The organism is Veillonella sp. S13053-19 (assembly GCF_002959835.1).
In the GTDB taxonomy this organism is placed as follows: domain Bacteria; phylum Bacillota; class Negativicutes; order Veillonellales; family Veillonellaceae; genus Veillonella; species Veillonella rogosae.
Map to the genome: position 1 here is coordinate 44,018 of NZ_PPDA01000010.1, position 14,829 is coordinate 58,846.

Sequence of the window (14,829 nt, forward strand, 5' to 3'; positions counted from 1 at the left end):
CATCTATCTATGTAAATTGTAATTGTATCTCTTCAAATATATGTAAACAATGGTGGGAAACACCATTGGAATATCAATTGATAATTTGTAAATTTAATATTATTTTAAAAGTTTTTGACGTATTACTTTAGCTCGATAGCTATCGCGATCGGCTTCTGTTAAATCTTCGTTACCTAAATATTTAGTAAGGAAATTAGGTCGAGTTATGGCCACCAACTCATTGAAGGTATCATTCCCCCAAGGTGGTAAGATATCTAAATCTACGCCTAATTGAATATCGCTAAGTTTTGTTAATGCTTCTTTACCATTAACACGGCGTGCATATTGTAGAACGCCATAGGATCTCCACAGAACATCTTCTAAACCTTCTTTATCATTATGCAATAAAGACTGACGAGCTTTACGCTCTTCTGCAATTATGCCTTCTACAATCTTGGTTAATTGCTCAATCGTTGCTTCTTCACTTATGCCCATAGTACGTTGATTTGAAATTTGGTATATAGCGCCTAAAGCCTCGGAGCCTTCACCGTACAAACCTCGTACAGAGTATCCTAATTGAATAATACTGCGAATGAGTCGTGTAATTCGACCAGACATCGTTAAGGCTGGCAAATGTAGCATTACAGACGCTCTTAATCCGGTTCCTACATTTGTAGGGCATGCCGTCAAATACCCAAAGCGTTCATCAAAAGCATACGGATGCTTTGCTTCAATAGCCTTATCAATTTGCACTGCATGGTTATAGGCCTGTTTCAATTGAAGTCCAGAAGCCATTGATTGAATCCGTAAATGATCCTCTTCATTCACCATAATTACAATAGATGCATCATTAGATACAACCAAGTTACGATATGGTAATTTTTCTTCAAGAGCAGGGCTCATTAAGTGTTTCTCTACTAATACAGCCCGCTCACTTTGACTTAACTGCTCTAGACTAATATTGGAATATTGATGTCCGTCTGCCTCTTTCAAAGGTTGTAACAATCCTCTAGAAATGGCATTAACTTTTTCTAAAGCAGATATATCATTACGATTTGTAAATAATAGACCATCAAAGTTCCGTGCCAAACGAATACGACTAGAGATTACAATGTGATCTGTCGCATCTGTATCATGTCGCAACCACTGACTTAAAGGAGAGTCCAATATAGTATCTAACATAAGAACCTCCTACTCTTTATCGCCATCGATAATGGCTTCTAGTTCTTTAATTTTATCTCTTAAGATAGCAGCCTCTTCAAAGTTTTCAGATTGAACTGCTGTATCTAATTGATGACGCAATCGCTTCACTTCATATTTAGCTTTAAACACATTAGTTCCACGACTAGGTACAGTTCCTTCATATTCAGAACTACCTTGAATACGTTGTAATAAGGGATCTATTTCACTATTAAAAATCTCATAACATTGCCCACAGCCAAATTTACCTACACGATTAAATTCGTCATAAGTAATACCACACTGAGGACATCTTTTAGATTGATGAGATTTTAATAAGTTATCTGGGTAAACCATATTTTTAAAAAAATCATTGGTAAAAAAGCTATTATCCCACATATCATTCATAAAAGAACTATAGGGGGATAATTTGCCCTCTTGCTGTAACTCGGTAGCGCAAGTACCGCAAAGATGTTGTTCCGTCTTTTGATTATTGACGATATTAGTCATATGAATGGTAGCTTCATTCTTATGGCAATGATCACATAGCATCGATCATCACTCCTTCCGCAGTGTATCCACCATTGTTGCGTAAAGCTGACGAATAGCCTCATTGCGCTCTTCAATATCTACATTCTCAATCAAAGTAGCAAAAGAGTTATGCATTAATTGAGCTTCACGACGAGTAATCTTTTCAGATTGAAGCAATTGGAACAAAGATTGATCTACATCTCGAATATCAATTAATCGTTCCACTGTATTTTGACCTTCGTAAATACGATATGTCGTTACGGCAGGTAAAGAATCAGAGCTTTCTGGATTTAATTTTTTGATGCGAATATAACCACCTAAACCACGTCTAGATTCAACATCGAAACCGCGCTCATTAGAAAAACGTGTACTCAATACGTAACTAATTTGGGATGGTGCACAATTTAGTTCATCAGCTAATTCGTTACGTTTTAAAATTAGCTTTTCTTGTTCTTCACGCATACGGTCTAATATAAATTTTTCTATTTTATCAGCTATCATACTCATAAAAGACACCCCTTTAAAATTTTATTTACTATAGCTTTTGACTATTTGTTCTTTGATATAATTCTATTATATTTGACTATTTGACCTTAGTCAATATAAAAGTCAAATTTAATAGTATTCATATTTGACTTTTTTAACTCCTTTTACGTATCAAAATAAGTATTATCGTGATATTAGGCGCATTTTCTTTACAAAATTAATAAGTCAATTTACGCTAAAAAATTTTGACTTTTCTTTTACTTTTTAATTCATTCTCCGATGATTGGACTTAATCATTAATTCTATGTATAATAAATGAGATATTATATTCCGAAAGAAGGTGTTATTATGGCAGAAGCATTAGGACAAGAACTATTAATTGATTTATATTCCTGTGATGAAGATGCAATTTCATCCGCTACGGCTGTACAAGAAAGTGTAGCTACTGCATTTGATTTAGCTGAACTTGATGTTGATGAAATCAGTTGTCAGGTTATGGATGAGGAAATCGCCCTCCTTTCTGTTGCACCAGGCTTTCACTTTACATTGCACACATATCCTGCATTAGGTTATGTAGCAGTTGATTTGTACTCCTTTGAGCAATCTTTACCGCTTACATTAATTATGAAAGCATTGCGTAAATCTTTCAGAGCAGAAAAGGTAAAAGCAACGAGTGTACAACGCGGTGACTTTGGTAACGAACGAGACATGAAGCCTCGTCGTAAAACTAAAATCACAACTCTTGGTCGCGTATCTCGCACAAGAATTCAACTCAAACAAACAGGTGGCAAATTGAAAAAACAAAGTGCTAAGGTTATTAAAACATTAGCTAAAAAAAGTGGCTTAAAAAAATAGCACAAAAGGACTGACCTCATGGTCAGTCCTTTTATTATAATCGTGAATGCAGTTATTCTTACATATTAAATTATGAGAAAACAATATGACAAACTAGAAAATTAATAAATAATATTTACAAAGAAAGCTAGAGGTAATCCTCTAGCTTCTTTATCTATTATTATCTACTTATCTACGAACCATTAATGCTTCAAGATCAAGAACATCTGCAATTTCATCAACGTCATCACAGAGGTATTCAGCATCAGCTTCTTTTAGTTCAGCTTCTGTACCATAACCATAAGTAACACCGATGGAGATACAACCAAGTTCATTAGCTGCTTCGACATCATACTTACGATCCCCAACCATGAATGCCATACGATTACCATTTTCATCAGTTAATGGATTACCACAAAGTTCAAGAGCTTTTTCAAGAATCTCCTTCTTGTGTAACAATCCACTTTCATAATTAGCACCAACGATTACATCAAAGTAAGGTGTCAATTCAAAATGATCTAAAATATCCTTAGCATAATGTTCTGGCTTTGCCGTAGCCAAAGCAATCGTATATTGCTCAGTTTTACATTTAGCCAATAAGTCTACAATATTTGGATATACTGTATTTTCAAACTTACCAATCGTTCCATACCGTTCACGAAACTTAAAGTATGTTTCTTCAGCTTGCTCAAAAGTCATACCACAATATTCTTGGAAAGCATCTACCAGTGGTGGACCTAAGAACAATTGCAATGTTTCTTCATCAGGTACGTCATAGCCAAAATGTTCTAAGGCAAACTTAATACTTTTTAAAATGCCTTCTTGAGAGTCTGTCAAAGTACCATCTAAGTCAAATAATATTGTCTTTTTCATATTACTTCTTTAAAGCCTCTTTTAATGTATGCCATGCAAGAACTGCACATTTAACACGTGCTGGCATGTTAGAAATATTTTGTAATGCCATAGCATCTTCTAATTGTTCTAACTCGTTTTCATCAGTAATTTCTTTTTTAATCATACCTAAGAAAACTTCAACCAAGCGTAGAGCTTCCTCTACGGATTTACCTTTAATGATATCAATCATCATAGATGCAGAAGCTTGGCTAATAGCACATCCAGAGCCTGTGTAAGCAGCATCTTTGATAATGCCATCTTCTACGTTGAGTTGTAATGTTAGATCATCACCACAGCTAGGGTTATGACCATGTTCAGAAGTTGTGAATTCAGTTAACTCATGTTTATTACGTTTATCTTGGTTATGTTCCAAAATAAGTTCCGTATATAGTTGATCCATTTCCATTGATGGTAATCTCCTAATCTTTAAAGCCCATGACTGAACGAACAGTCTTCAATACTTCGAGGAAGGCATCAAGGTCTTCCTTACGAGTGTACAAGTACATACTTAAACGAGTAGATGCAGATACATTGTAGAATGCACCTAATGGTTGTGCACAATGGTGACCAGAGCGCACACAAATACCTTTTGCATCTAAGATAGTTGCTACATCGTGAGGATGTACATCATCTATAGTGAAAGCAATTACACCATGTTTCTCTTTCGGATTTGTAGAACCGATTACATGAACATGAGGTAGCTCTAACAATTTAGGCAAAATATAAGCAACCAATTCTTCTTCATACGCTTCAATAGCATCCATACCAAAGGATTCTAAATAATCGATAGCAGCATGTAAGGAAACAGCACCGTCAGCATTAGGTGTACCAGCTTCGAACTTATATGGCAACTCATTGAACGTAGCAGATTGCTCTTTTACATATTCAATCATATCACCGCCCAATAAGAATGGAGGCATTGCTTCTAATAATTCTCTTTTACCATAGAGCACACCAATACCTTGGGATGCACACATTTTATGGCCAGAGAATACAAAGAAATCACAATCAAGTTCTTGAACGTCAATTTTTTTATGAGGCGTAGATTGAGCACCATCAAGAACGACAACAGCACCAACAGAATGTGCTTTTTCTGTCAATTCTTTTACAGGGAACTCCATACCCAAAACATTACTAATGTGCGCAAAAGCAACAATCTTAGTAGTTTCATCAATTTTATTGATTTCACCGTCTTTTAAGTGACCGCTTTCATCAAGGTACATATATTCCAATGTAGCTCCTGTCTTTTCAGCCACATATTGCCATGTAACAAGGTTTGCGTGATGTTCAGCTACAGTAATAATGATTTTATCGCCAGCTTTAAGGTTATTAAGACCATAGCTATGGGCAATTAAATTCATAGATTCTGTTGTATTACGTGTAAATACAACCTCTTCTCGCTCACGGGCATTGATAAATTCCACAACACGATCACGAGCGTTTTCATATGCTTCAGAGGCTTCAATAGCCAAAACATGGGAACCACGATGTGGATTACCATTGTGCTGAGTCATATGCTCCACTACACGATCCACTACAACTTGAGGGATTTGTGCAGTTGCACCGCTATCTAAATAGATAACGCGGTGCCCATTATGCTCTTTATGTAATATAGGAAAATCTTTATATGCTTCTGCAATAGGTCTCATAAAACGCCTCTTTAAATCTTATTACGTACAGCTGCTAATGCTGCTTCTTCAATCGTTTCATCACCAATGCGATCAATAATAGGACGAATCATAGATTCAACGATGATATGTTTAGCTTCTACTTCACTGAAGCCACGGCTCATGAGGTAGAACAATTTATTATGATCAATTTGGCCTGCACTTGCCGCATGGTTACCTACTACATTGTCCTCTTTACACAACAAGAGTGGCAAAGAAATAGATTTTACAGTAGGGTCTAACAACAAGCAAGTATCTTCTTCCGCACCTTCAGATGCAGTTGCACCATGTAGGAAATCAAGGGTACCACGGAAGGATTTTTTAGCATTACCACTAAGAGCACCTAAGTTATGAATATCGCTGACAGATTTTTTACCGCCATGGCTCATAACCATAGAAATATCAAACTTTTGCTCTTTACTACCAAGATAAGCAATGTCGTGAATAATGCGAGATTCTTTACCTACTAAATCATGATAGTAGTTCAAGATATTTTCGCTACCGCCAATTTCGATATTGATATATTCAACATCAGCATTATCTTCTAATTTAGTGTATCGATGCTCGATATGTTGTACATGTTCAGGTAAAAGATTTACCTTTTTCACTACAACTTTACCAGTTGCCTTTACATCATATTCGTTAAGGTAGCTTACATTAGTTACTGCATCACCAGAACCAGTCACAAAAAATTGAACTTCTAGTTCAGCACCTTCACCAACGATAAATTGGAATCGATTTGCTACGCGAGCTGTAGCATCTATGCGGATACCTACAACTTCTTTTGCATTTGCAGGAACGTTAATAGCGTAACCTTCTGCTTTTTCCACCAAACCTTTAACAGCTTCTTTATTAGCGCCTTCATATTTGCCTTCTAATAATGCTGTGCCTACAGGCAATGGTGAAAGTATATTTTCATTCGCTTCCACAGCGATAGATTGTACTGCTGTATCTTCTCCAACTAGAGAGCCTACAGTATGGTTAACACGTAACCATCTGAACGTCGGTCTAGGGAGTTCATTAAATAGTAATTCGCTCATAATTCCTCCTTAACCGATAGAACCTTCTAATTCAAGATTGATTAGGTTGTTCATTTCTACTGCATATTCAAGTGGCAATTCTTTAGAGATTGGCTCTACGAAGCCACGAACAAGCATTGCACGAGCTTCTTCTTCACTAATACCACGAGTCATGAGATAGAAAATCGCTTCGTCAGAAATACGACCGATTTTTGCTTCATGACCTAAGTCCACATTATCGTTTTCAACAATAATTGCTGGAATTGTATCGGATTGAGACTCAGCATCAAGCATCAAGGATTCACAAGAAACTGTTGCTTTTGAATGCTCAGCATTAGGACCAATTTTCAAAAGGCCACGATAGATAGCTGCGCCACCGGATTTCGAAATAGATTTAGAGTTTACATTACTTGTTGTATATGGTGCGTTGTGAACCACTTTACAACCTGTATCAAGGAATTGACCTTCACCAGCAAATGTTACACCTGTAAATTCAGCATGTGCACCTTCACCGTTAAGGATACTCATTGGATACAAGCAAGATACTTTAGAACCGAAGGAACCAGATACCCACTCAATAGTACCACCTTTACCTACAACACAACGTTTTGTATTAAGGTTGTACATATTTTTAGACCAGTTTTCAATTGTAGAATAACGCAATGTAGCATTATCTTTTACGAACAATTCAACGGCACCTGCATGAAGGTTAGATACGTCATATTTAGGAGCAGAGCAACCTTCGATAAAGTGCAATTTAGCACCTTCTTCTACGATGATCATCGTATGTTCGAACTGACCAGCACCTGGTGCGTTTAAGCGGAAGTAGGATTGCAATGGAATATCTACTTGTACGCCTGCTGGAACATATACGAAGGAACCACCAGACCAAACAGCACCATGAAGAGCCGCCCATTTATGGTCAGTTGGAGGAATCAATGTCATCCAGTATTTTTTAACGATTTCTTCATGCTCGTGAAGAGCTGTTTCAATATCAGTATAGATAACCCCTTGTTTTACAAGATCTTCTTGAATACTGTGATAAACAACTTCAGAGTCATACTGAGCACCAACACCAGCTAGAGATGTTTTTTCCGCTTCAGGAATACCTAAACGGTCAAAAGTGCTTTTAATTTCTTCTGGAACTTCGTCCCAGTTTTCTTTCATATCTACTTTTGGCTTAACATACGTATGGATATTAGCCATATCTAAGCCAGAAATATCAGGGATCCAGTTAGGAATGCCCATACGATTATAGATTTCTAAAGATTTCAAACGAAACTCTAGCATCCATTCTGGTTCATTTTTATTAGACCAAATCTCACGGATAATGTCTTCAGTTAAACCAGCATCAGCGATATAAGAATATTCAAAGTCATTCTTAATGTCGTAGACACCACGGTCCATATCCGCGACTTGGGTTTTCTTTCTTTCTTCCATTGTGCCTCCTATGCTAATGCTTTGTATGCGTCGTAACCTTTTTCTTCGATTTCACGTACAAGAGAAGCATCACCAGTTTTAACGATTTTACCGTTGATCAATACATGAACATAGTCAGGGTTCAATTTTTGTAAGATTTGGTTGTGGTGAGTGATGATTAAAACAGCGTTTTCTTCGTTGTGGAAGCGTTGTACGCCTTCGGACACAATACGAACCGCATCTACATCAAGACCGGAGTCAGTTTCGTCAAGAATAGCCAATTTAGGATTCAAAATGGACATTTGAAGAATTTCATTTTTCTTGCGTTCACCACCAGAGAAACCTTCATTAACATAACGTTGTGCATAAGATGTGTCGAAGGACAATTCATCCATCTTTTCTTTCAATTCTTTTTTGAAAGATAAAGCGCGAACGTTTTCACCTGTAATTGTGGATTTAGCTGTACGAATGAAGTTTTCTACAGTAATGCCAGGGATGGAGATTGGATGTTGGAAGGACATAAAGATACCTGCTTTCGCACGATCATTTACTGCATCTTCCGTAATATCTTTACCATCAAAAATGATAGAACCGCTATCTACTGTATATGTAGAGTTACCCATGATTGCATTGGCAAGTGTAGATTTACCAGCACCATTAGTACCCATTACTACGTGAATTTCACCTTTTTTAATTGTTAAGTCGATACCTTTCAAGATTTGTTTATCTTCAACGGATACCTTTAAATCTTTTATCTGAAGTAATTCAGCCAAAATGTTCACTCCTTTTTAATTGTATGTACCATAGGAACATACATGCGTTATATGTAAAACGTATATACTGACACATATAAAAAGGCGGTAAGCACTAACGTGAATACCGCCGTAATTCTCGCCAACTTAGCAAGTATGTGCATAACAATCTACAATTATTATACATTCTTATCTAAATGATAGCAAGATATTCCTACTAAAATATACAGGAATTAAAAGAATATCAAGTATTACATATATTGATAGGTTTTACTTAATATTCATTCTCATCCTATTCGATTCTCAATATTAAATTATAGATTAGAGAAATCGAGAGTGCCAAACAAATCATCATATGTTTCAGCACGACGAATTTGTGTAACAGAGCCATCTTTATGTAACAATAACTCTGCAGAACGCAATTTACCATTATAATTAAAGCCCATAGAGTGACCATGTGCACCAGCATCATGAATGATGATGCGATCGCCAATATCAATTTTTGGCAACTCACGTTGAATAGCAAATTTATCGTTGTTTTCACATAAGGAACCCGTTACATCATATACATGATCCTTAGGTGCATTTTCTTTGCCCATTACTGTAATGTGATGATAAGAACCATATAAAGCTGGACGCATGAGGTTTGCCATACAAGAGTCCAAACCGATATATTGACGGTAAATATCCTTTTTATGAATAGCTGTAGAAACTAGGTAACCAAACGGACCTGTTACCATACGACCACATTCATAAGCTAAAGCAACATCACCAAGACTATTAGCTACGAGAATTCTATTATAAGCTTCTTCTACACCCTTGCTAAGAGCCTTGAAGTCTACAGGCGTTTGTTCTGGTTTATAAGCAACACCTACACCACCACCTAGATCAATAAACTCAACATTGATACCTAGTTCATTTTTAATATCTACAGCAAGATTAAAGCAAAGTTCTGCAGTACCTACTAAACCATCAATATCAAGTTCGTTAGATACAACCATTGTATGGATACCAAAGTGTTTTACACCTTTTGCTTGTAATTGTTTGTAAGCTTCAAAAATTTGGTCACGGGTCATACCATATTTAGCTTCTTCAGGAAGACCAATAATTGTATTACCACCTTCCTTTAAGGAGCCTGGATTATAGCGTACGCAGAATGTATCAGGCAAGGAGCCGTGATTCTTTTCTAAGTATTCAATATGAGTAATGTCATCAAGATTGATGATGGCACCCATTTCAAGTGCTTTTTTATATTCCACATACGGTGTGTCATTAGATGTGAACATAATATCGTGGCCTGTGATTCCTACTTTTTCACTTAACAACAACTCTGCCAAGGAAGAGCAGTCTGCACCTACCCCTAATTTTTGTAGTACACGCATGATATATGGATTTGGAGTTGCTTTTACAGCAAAATATTGCTTAAAGCCCTTATTCCAAGAAAATGCGTTAATGAAAGATTTCATATTCTCAATTATGCCTTCTTCATCATAAATATGAAATGGAGTCGGATATTGAGCAATAATATTTTCTAATTGTTCAGCCGTAAAGGGAATAGTTTTTTTGTTCATAACAACCTCTCTACATAAATAAAAGACTCATCAAGGGATGAGACTATTATCTAAATTATTATCTAAATTATTATTTAAATTAGCTATATAAGCCAAGTCGAACTACATCATATAGAACCGTAGAACTGCATATAATAATTTATTATATCAAATAAAACTAAATTTAAATTCTATAGAATTATATCATAGTTTGTATACAAAATCAATTTTCTCGATACTTGTATGGTAAATATAAAAATAATCCTAATGAATAGAAACCATGTTGTTTCTAGTTCATTAGGATTATTATAGATCTATTTATTATGCCTTAAGCAGTTGATTACATCATACCGCCCATGCCACCCATTGGAGGCATTGCTGGAACTGCAGCATTTTCTTCTACTTTGTCAGCTACGATTGTTTCAGTAGTCAACACAAGAGATGCGATAGATGCAGCGTTTTGAAGAGCAGAACGAGTAACTTTAGCAGGGTCTACAATACCAGCTTTAACCATGTCGATATATTCTTCAGTCAAAGCATTGAAACCGATACCAGAGTCAGTATTTTTAACTTTTTCTACTACAACAGAACCTTCAAGACCAGCATTGTAAGCGATTTGACGAAGTGGTTCTTCTACAGCGCGTTTTACAAGATTGATACCAGTTTGAACATCACCAGTAGCTTCCAATGTATTTAATGCAGGGATGATATCGATGAATGTAGTACCACCACCAGCTACAATACCTTCTTCAACGGCAGCACGAGTTGCATTCAATGCGTCTTCGATGCGAAGTTTTTTATCTTTCATTTCGACTTCTGTAGCAGCACCTACTTCGATAACTGCAACACCACCGGACAATTTAGCAAGACGTTCTTGTAATTTTTCGCGGTCGAATTCAGAAGTTGTTTCTTCAACTTGTGCACGGATTTGATTTACGCGTTTAGCAATTACTTCTTTATCGCCTACACCGTCGATGATTGTAGTTTCATCTTTAGTAATACGTACTTGACGAGCTGTACCAAGATCTTCAAGTTCCACGGAATCAAGCTTACGGCCCATATCTTCAGTGATTACAGTACCACCAGTCAAGATTGCGATGTCTTCAAGCATAGCTTTACGACGGTCACCGAAACCAGGAGCTTTAACAGCTACAGCTTTGAATGTACCACGCAAGCGGTTAACTACTAAAGTAGCCAATGCTTCGCCTTCTACATCTTCAGCGATGATAAGAAGTTCTTTACCTACTTTTACCACTTTTTCAAGTGTTGGCAACATATCAGCAATTGCGCTGATCTTACGGTCTGTAATCAAGATGAATGGATTATCCATAACAGCTTCCATACGATCAGGATCAGTTACCATGTAAGGAGAAATGTAGCCACGGTCGAATTGCATACCTTCTACTACATTTAATGCAGTTTGCAAGCCTTTAGATTCTTCTACAGTAATAACGCCATCATTACCAACTTTTTCCATAGCTTCAGCAATTAAGCCACCGATTTCTTCGTCAGCAGCGGATACGCTAGCAACTTGAGCGATTTCAGCTTTACCAGAAACTTTGATAGAGCGTTTTTTGATTTCTTCAACCAAAGTTTTTACTGCTGTTTCAATACCTTTTTTCAAGATCATTGGATTTGCACCAGCTGCTACGTTGCGCATACCTTCTTGAATCATAGCTTGAGCCAATACAGTTGCAGTAGTAGTACCGTCACCTGCTACGTCATTAGTTTTAGTAGCAACTTCTTTTACTAATTGTGCACCCATGTTTTCAAATGGATCTGGAAGTTCGATATCACGAGCAATAGTTACACCATCATTTGTAATTGTTGGGGAACCGAATTTTTTATCTAACACAACATTACGACCTTTTGGACCTAATGTAACTTTTACAGCATTTGCCAATTGATCAACGCCACGGCCTAAAGCGCGACGAGCTTCTTCATTAAACAAGATTTCTTTTGCCATATGTATTACCTCCTAGATAGTAACACTATCGAATGTAACGAAATATATGTGCCCTTAAGCAATATAGAATGTATCATCAGTATTTATAGTCTTAGTAGACTACAAATTAGTTATTATAGTACTGCTAAAATATCGCGCTCGCTGATAATCAAGTGAGTAGCGCCATCGATTTCTAATTCGCTACCAGCATATTTTGCGAACATAACAGTGTCGCCAACTTTAACTTCTGGAGCTACACGTTGACCATTGTCATATACTTTACCAGCACCTACAGCTACGACTACACCTTCTTGAGGTTTTTCTTTTGCTGTATCAGGAAGGAAGATACCACTTTTTGTTTTTTCTTCTTTTGCTTCTAAACGGATAAGAACGCGGTCAGCTAATGGTTTTAACATATGATGTCACTCCTTATTTACTAGATATTATTTATACTTTATTAGCACTCTAACTCATCGAGTGCTAATCACATGTATTATTATAACCTATGTCAAAATAATTGCAAGTAAAAATTTTGATTTTTTGACTTTTTAGTTTTTATGTGAATTAGAAGCAAAAAAACTAGTATAAGTTTTAATCCTTATACTAGTCTTTTCTACTATTTTGAAACTTGATGAATCAAGGCTTTGCAGATATTAACAATACTATCTCGTTTCTTCATACTTAGGGCGCGAATGCGATTATAGGCTTCCTCTTCAGATATGGAATATAACTCCATTAATAGGCCCGTTCCCTTTTGAATGATTTTACGATCTTCTAAGGACTGTTCTAATTCAGCCATCTTCTCACGTAGCTGAGCATCACTTTTATAACGTCCTAATGCCATTTCTAAAGTAGGTACCAATTGCTCTTCTCGTACAGGTTTAATTAGGTATCCATATACACCGGAGTCTCTAGCTTTATCGATTAAATCTTGTTGACTATAACTGGTTAACAACACAACAGGTGCTTCATGGTGAAAGCCAATCTGCCGAGCAGCTTCAATACCATCTAATTCTGGCATTTTAACATCCATTAAAATGATATCTGGTTTATGCTGTTTACAGAGTTGTATAGCTTCAACGCCATTGGTTCCCTCTGCTACGACCTCATGACCGCAAGACTCAATAATATCTCGCAAATCCATGCGTATAAGGGATTCATCATCGACGATTAAAACACGCATTTACGCCTCCTTCTTCATATGTATTGTGGCCAATACACCATGACCAGTATTTTCTATGGATAAACTTCCCTTTAATTCATGAGTAACTAAATTATTTATAATTGTAAGCCCTAATCGTTTATTAGAGGAAATAGAAAAATCACTAGGCAATCCTTTGCCATTATCTGTGAAAGCTAATTTAATGTTTTCCCCTATGTCATTAACATGAAGATGAATTTCTCCATGCTCCCCTTCTAGACCATGTTCTAAGCTATTAGTAATTAATTCATTAATGATAAGAGATACATAACTTGCCATATGAGAAGAAATCAAGATATCTTCCCCACTATAAGTAAAGGTAACCTCTTGATCTTGTCTGACCATACTCATACGTAATAATCTACATAGCTCATCATAAATGGATCGTATACCAATATAATCCTCATCATAATGAGACACTATATCGTGAACTAGTGCCATACTTTCAATGCGATTAATACCCTCTTGAAGAGCCTGTTTTACCTCTGGTAAGCTTGAACGTCTCGCCTCCATACGCAATAGACCCGCTACAGTTTGTAAGTTGTTTTTTACGCGGTGATGGACCTCTTTGATAATTGAGTTTTTCACCAACAATTCTTGTTGTTGCTTACTTTCACGAGTACAATCATGTAACACTAAAAAACATCTCGTTTCATTACGGCCCATAGCAATAGGAATCATATGCTGACGAATCACCATATCTTGATATATTTCTTCACTAGTATATATAGTTCTATCTGCCAAGACTTGTTGGATAGCCGATATTTTTAAAGTACTGCTATAAATAGATGAACCTACTAAACGTCGATCAAAGCCTAATAAATCTACCAATTGTAATGCAGCATCATTGCCGTATAGAATTTTATGAGAATCATCAAAGATAATTAAACCATCAAAATAAGAGATAGGTTCGTAAGATTGGATTTGTTCATCCGTAGCAGTCAGCATGAGACGTTGCATCGTATCAGATAAAGTATATTCTTGTTCATATTGCTCTACCTTGATAGATGGGGACAGTGTAAAGGAAATACCACCAATAATACGTCCTCCATTGTCTACTACAGGAAAAACATGCTGCCTAAACTCATGATCGCCCCCAATGAGTGGCTGCCCATTTTCCATCATCACATGCCAAGTATGATTACCTTTTACGTAACGTGTAACGATTCCAGCTTCACTGCGTTCTATACATAACATATCAGCACGCTGTTGTACATCACCATGTGATTTCTTCAGTAGGGGCGTAAAAATCTGTATCCTTTGACGGGTCAAAGACTCGCCAAAGGATATAAGTTTACTAATATGCTCAAGTAATGAGGTTTGTAATGGTCCTAATGGTGTTGTATTTAAAATATCTTGACCAATATCCACAA

Annotated in this window: 15 protein-coding genes; 1 reads left to right on the forward strand and 14 read right to left on the reverse strand. The window is 36.5% G+C overall.

Features of this window, described 5'->3' with window-relative positions:
• Window positions 1–99: 99 nt before the first annotated feature.
• Genes VEHSUH06_RS06700 through VEHSUH06_RS06710 form a run of 3 tightly spaced genes read right to left on the reverse strand, consistent with a single transcriptional unit; the run spans window position 100 to window position 2,196 of the window.
• Window positions 100–1,161 (reverse strand): protein arginine kinase, encoded by a 1,062-nt coding sequence (locus VEHSUH06_RS06700; RefSeq protein ID WP_105098265.1) that lies wholly within the window; start codon window positions 1,159–1,161, stop codon window positions 100–102.
• Window positions 1,162–1,170: 9 nt separating this feature from the next.
• Window positions 1,171–1,710: a UvrB/UvrC motif-containing protein gene (locus VEHSUH06_RS06705; protein WP_105098266.1), complete on the reverse strand. Its 540-nt coding sequence runs from the start codon at window positions 1,708–1,710 to the stop codon at window positions 1,171–1,173.
• 6 nt (window positions 1,711–1,716) lie between these two features.
• On the reverse strand, window positions 1,717–2,196 hold the full coding sequence (locus VEHSUH06_RS06710; RefSeq protein ID WP_105098267.1) for a CtsR family transcriptional regulator: 480 nt from the start codon (window positions 2,194–2,196) through the stop codon (window positions 1,717–1,719).
• Between the two features lie 327 nt (window positions 2,197–2,523).
• On the opposite strand from VEHSUH06_RS06710, the gene VEHSUH06_RS06715 reads away from it, so the two are divergent.
• Window positions 2,524–3,030, forward strand: coding sequence for an S-adenosylmethionine decarboxylase family protein (locus VEHSUH06_RS06715; RefSeq protein ID WP_009351352.1), 507 nt, complete (start codon window positions 2,524–2,526; stop codon window positions 3,028–3,030).
• Between the two features lie 168 nt (window positions 3,031–3,198).
• Here VEHSUH06_RS06715 and VEHSUH06_RS06720 read toward each other — a convergent pair whose 3' ends face one another.
• The 11 genes from VEHSUH06_RS06720 to VEHSUH06_RS06770 all read right to left on the reverse strand — a co-directional run bounded on the left by VEHSUH06_RS06720 (window position 3,199) and on the right by VEHSUH06_RS06770 (window position 14,827).
• Window positions 3,199–3,882 (reverse strand): HAD hydrolase-like protein, encoded by a 684-nt coding sequence (locus tag VEHSUH06_RS06720; protein WP_105098268.1) that lies wholly within the window; start codon window positions 3,880–3,882, stop codon window positions 3,199–3,201.
• Between the two features lies 1 nt (window position 3,883).
• Window positions 3,884–4,309, reverse strand: coding sequence for a Fe-S cluster assembly sulfur transfer protein SufU (gene sufU / locus VEHSUH06_RS06725; RefSeq protein WP_105098269.1), 426 nt, complete (start codon window positions 4,307–4,309; stop codon window positions 3,884–3,886).
• Between the two features lie 13 nt (window positions 4,310–4,322).
• Window positions 4,323–5,552 carry a SufS family cysteine desulfurase gene (locus VEHSUH06_RS06730; protein ID WP_105098270.1) on the reverse strand — a complete coding sequence of 410 codons (1,230 nt, stop codon included), beginning with the start codon at window positions 5,550–5,552 and terminating at the stop codon, window positions 4,323–4,325.
• A gap of 11 nt (window positions 5,553–5,563) precedes the next feature.
• Window positions 5,564–6,610, reverse strand: a complete 1,047-nt coding sequence (locus tag VEHSUH06_RS06735; RefSeq protein WP_105098271.1) for a SufD family Fe-S cluster assembly protein — start codon at window positions 6,608–6,610, stop codon at window positions 5,564–5,566.
• A 9-nt stretch (window positions 6,611–6,619) separates the two neighbouring features.
• On the reverse strand, window positions 6,620–8,029 hold the full coding sequence (sufB, locus tag VEHSUH06_RS06740; RefSeq protein WP_009351348.1) for a Fe-S cluster assembly protein SufB: 1,410 nt from the start codon (window positions 8,027–8,029) through the stop codon (window positions 6,620–6,622).
• Between the two features lie 8 nt (window positions 8,030–8,037).
• Entirely contained in the window at window positions 8,038–8,781 is a 744-nt protein-coding gene (gene sufC / locus VEHSUH06_RS06745; protein ID WP_105098272.1) for a Fe-S cluster assembly ATPase SufC, read from the reverse strand.
• 293 nt (window positions 8,782–9,074) lie between these two features.
• Window positions 9,075–10,331 (reverse strand): diaminopimelate decarboxylase, encoded by a 1,257-nt coding sequence (locus tag VEHSUH06_RS06750; protein WP_105098273.1) that lies wholly within the window; start codon window positions 10,329–10,331, stop codon window positions 9,075–9,077.
• Between the two features lie 319 nt (window positions 10,332–10,650).
• Window positions 10,651–12,276 carry a chaperonin GroEL gene (groL, locus tag VEHSUH06_RS06755; protein WP_105082038.1) on the reverse strand — a complete coding sequence of 542 codons (1,626 nt, stop codon included), beginning with the start codon at window positions 12,274–12,276 and terminating at the stop codon, window positions 10,651–10,653.
• A 113-nt stretch (window positions 12,277–12,389) separates the two neighbouring features.
• Window positions 12,390–12,671, reverse strand: coding sequence for a co-chaperone GroES (gene groES, locus VEHSUH06_RS06760; RefSeq protein ID WP_004696047.1), 282 nt, complete (start codon window positions 12,669–12,671; stop codon window positions 12,390–12,392).
• 200 nt (window positions 12,672–12,871) lie between these two features.
• Window positions 12,872–13,438 (reverse strand): ANTAR domain-containing response regulator, encoded by a 567-nt coding sequence (locus VEHSUH06_RS06765; protein ID WP_105098274.1) that lies wholly within the window; start codon window positions 13,436–13,438, stop codon window positions 12,872–12,874.
• Window positions 13,439–14,827 carry a sensor histidine kinase gene (locus VEHSUH06_RS06770; protein ID WP_105098275.1) on the reverse strand — a complete coding sequence of 463 codons (1,389 nt, stop codon included), beginning with the start codon at window positions 14,825–14,827 and terminating at the stop codon, window positions 13,439–13,441. It abuts the gene before it with no gap.
• Window positions 14,828–14,829 lie beyond the last annotated feature (2 nt).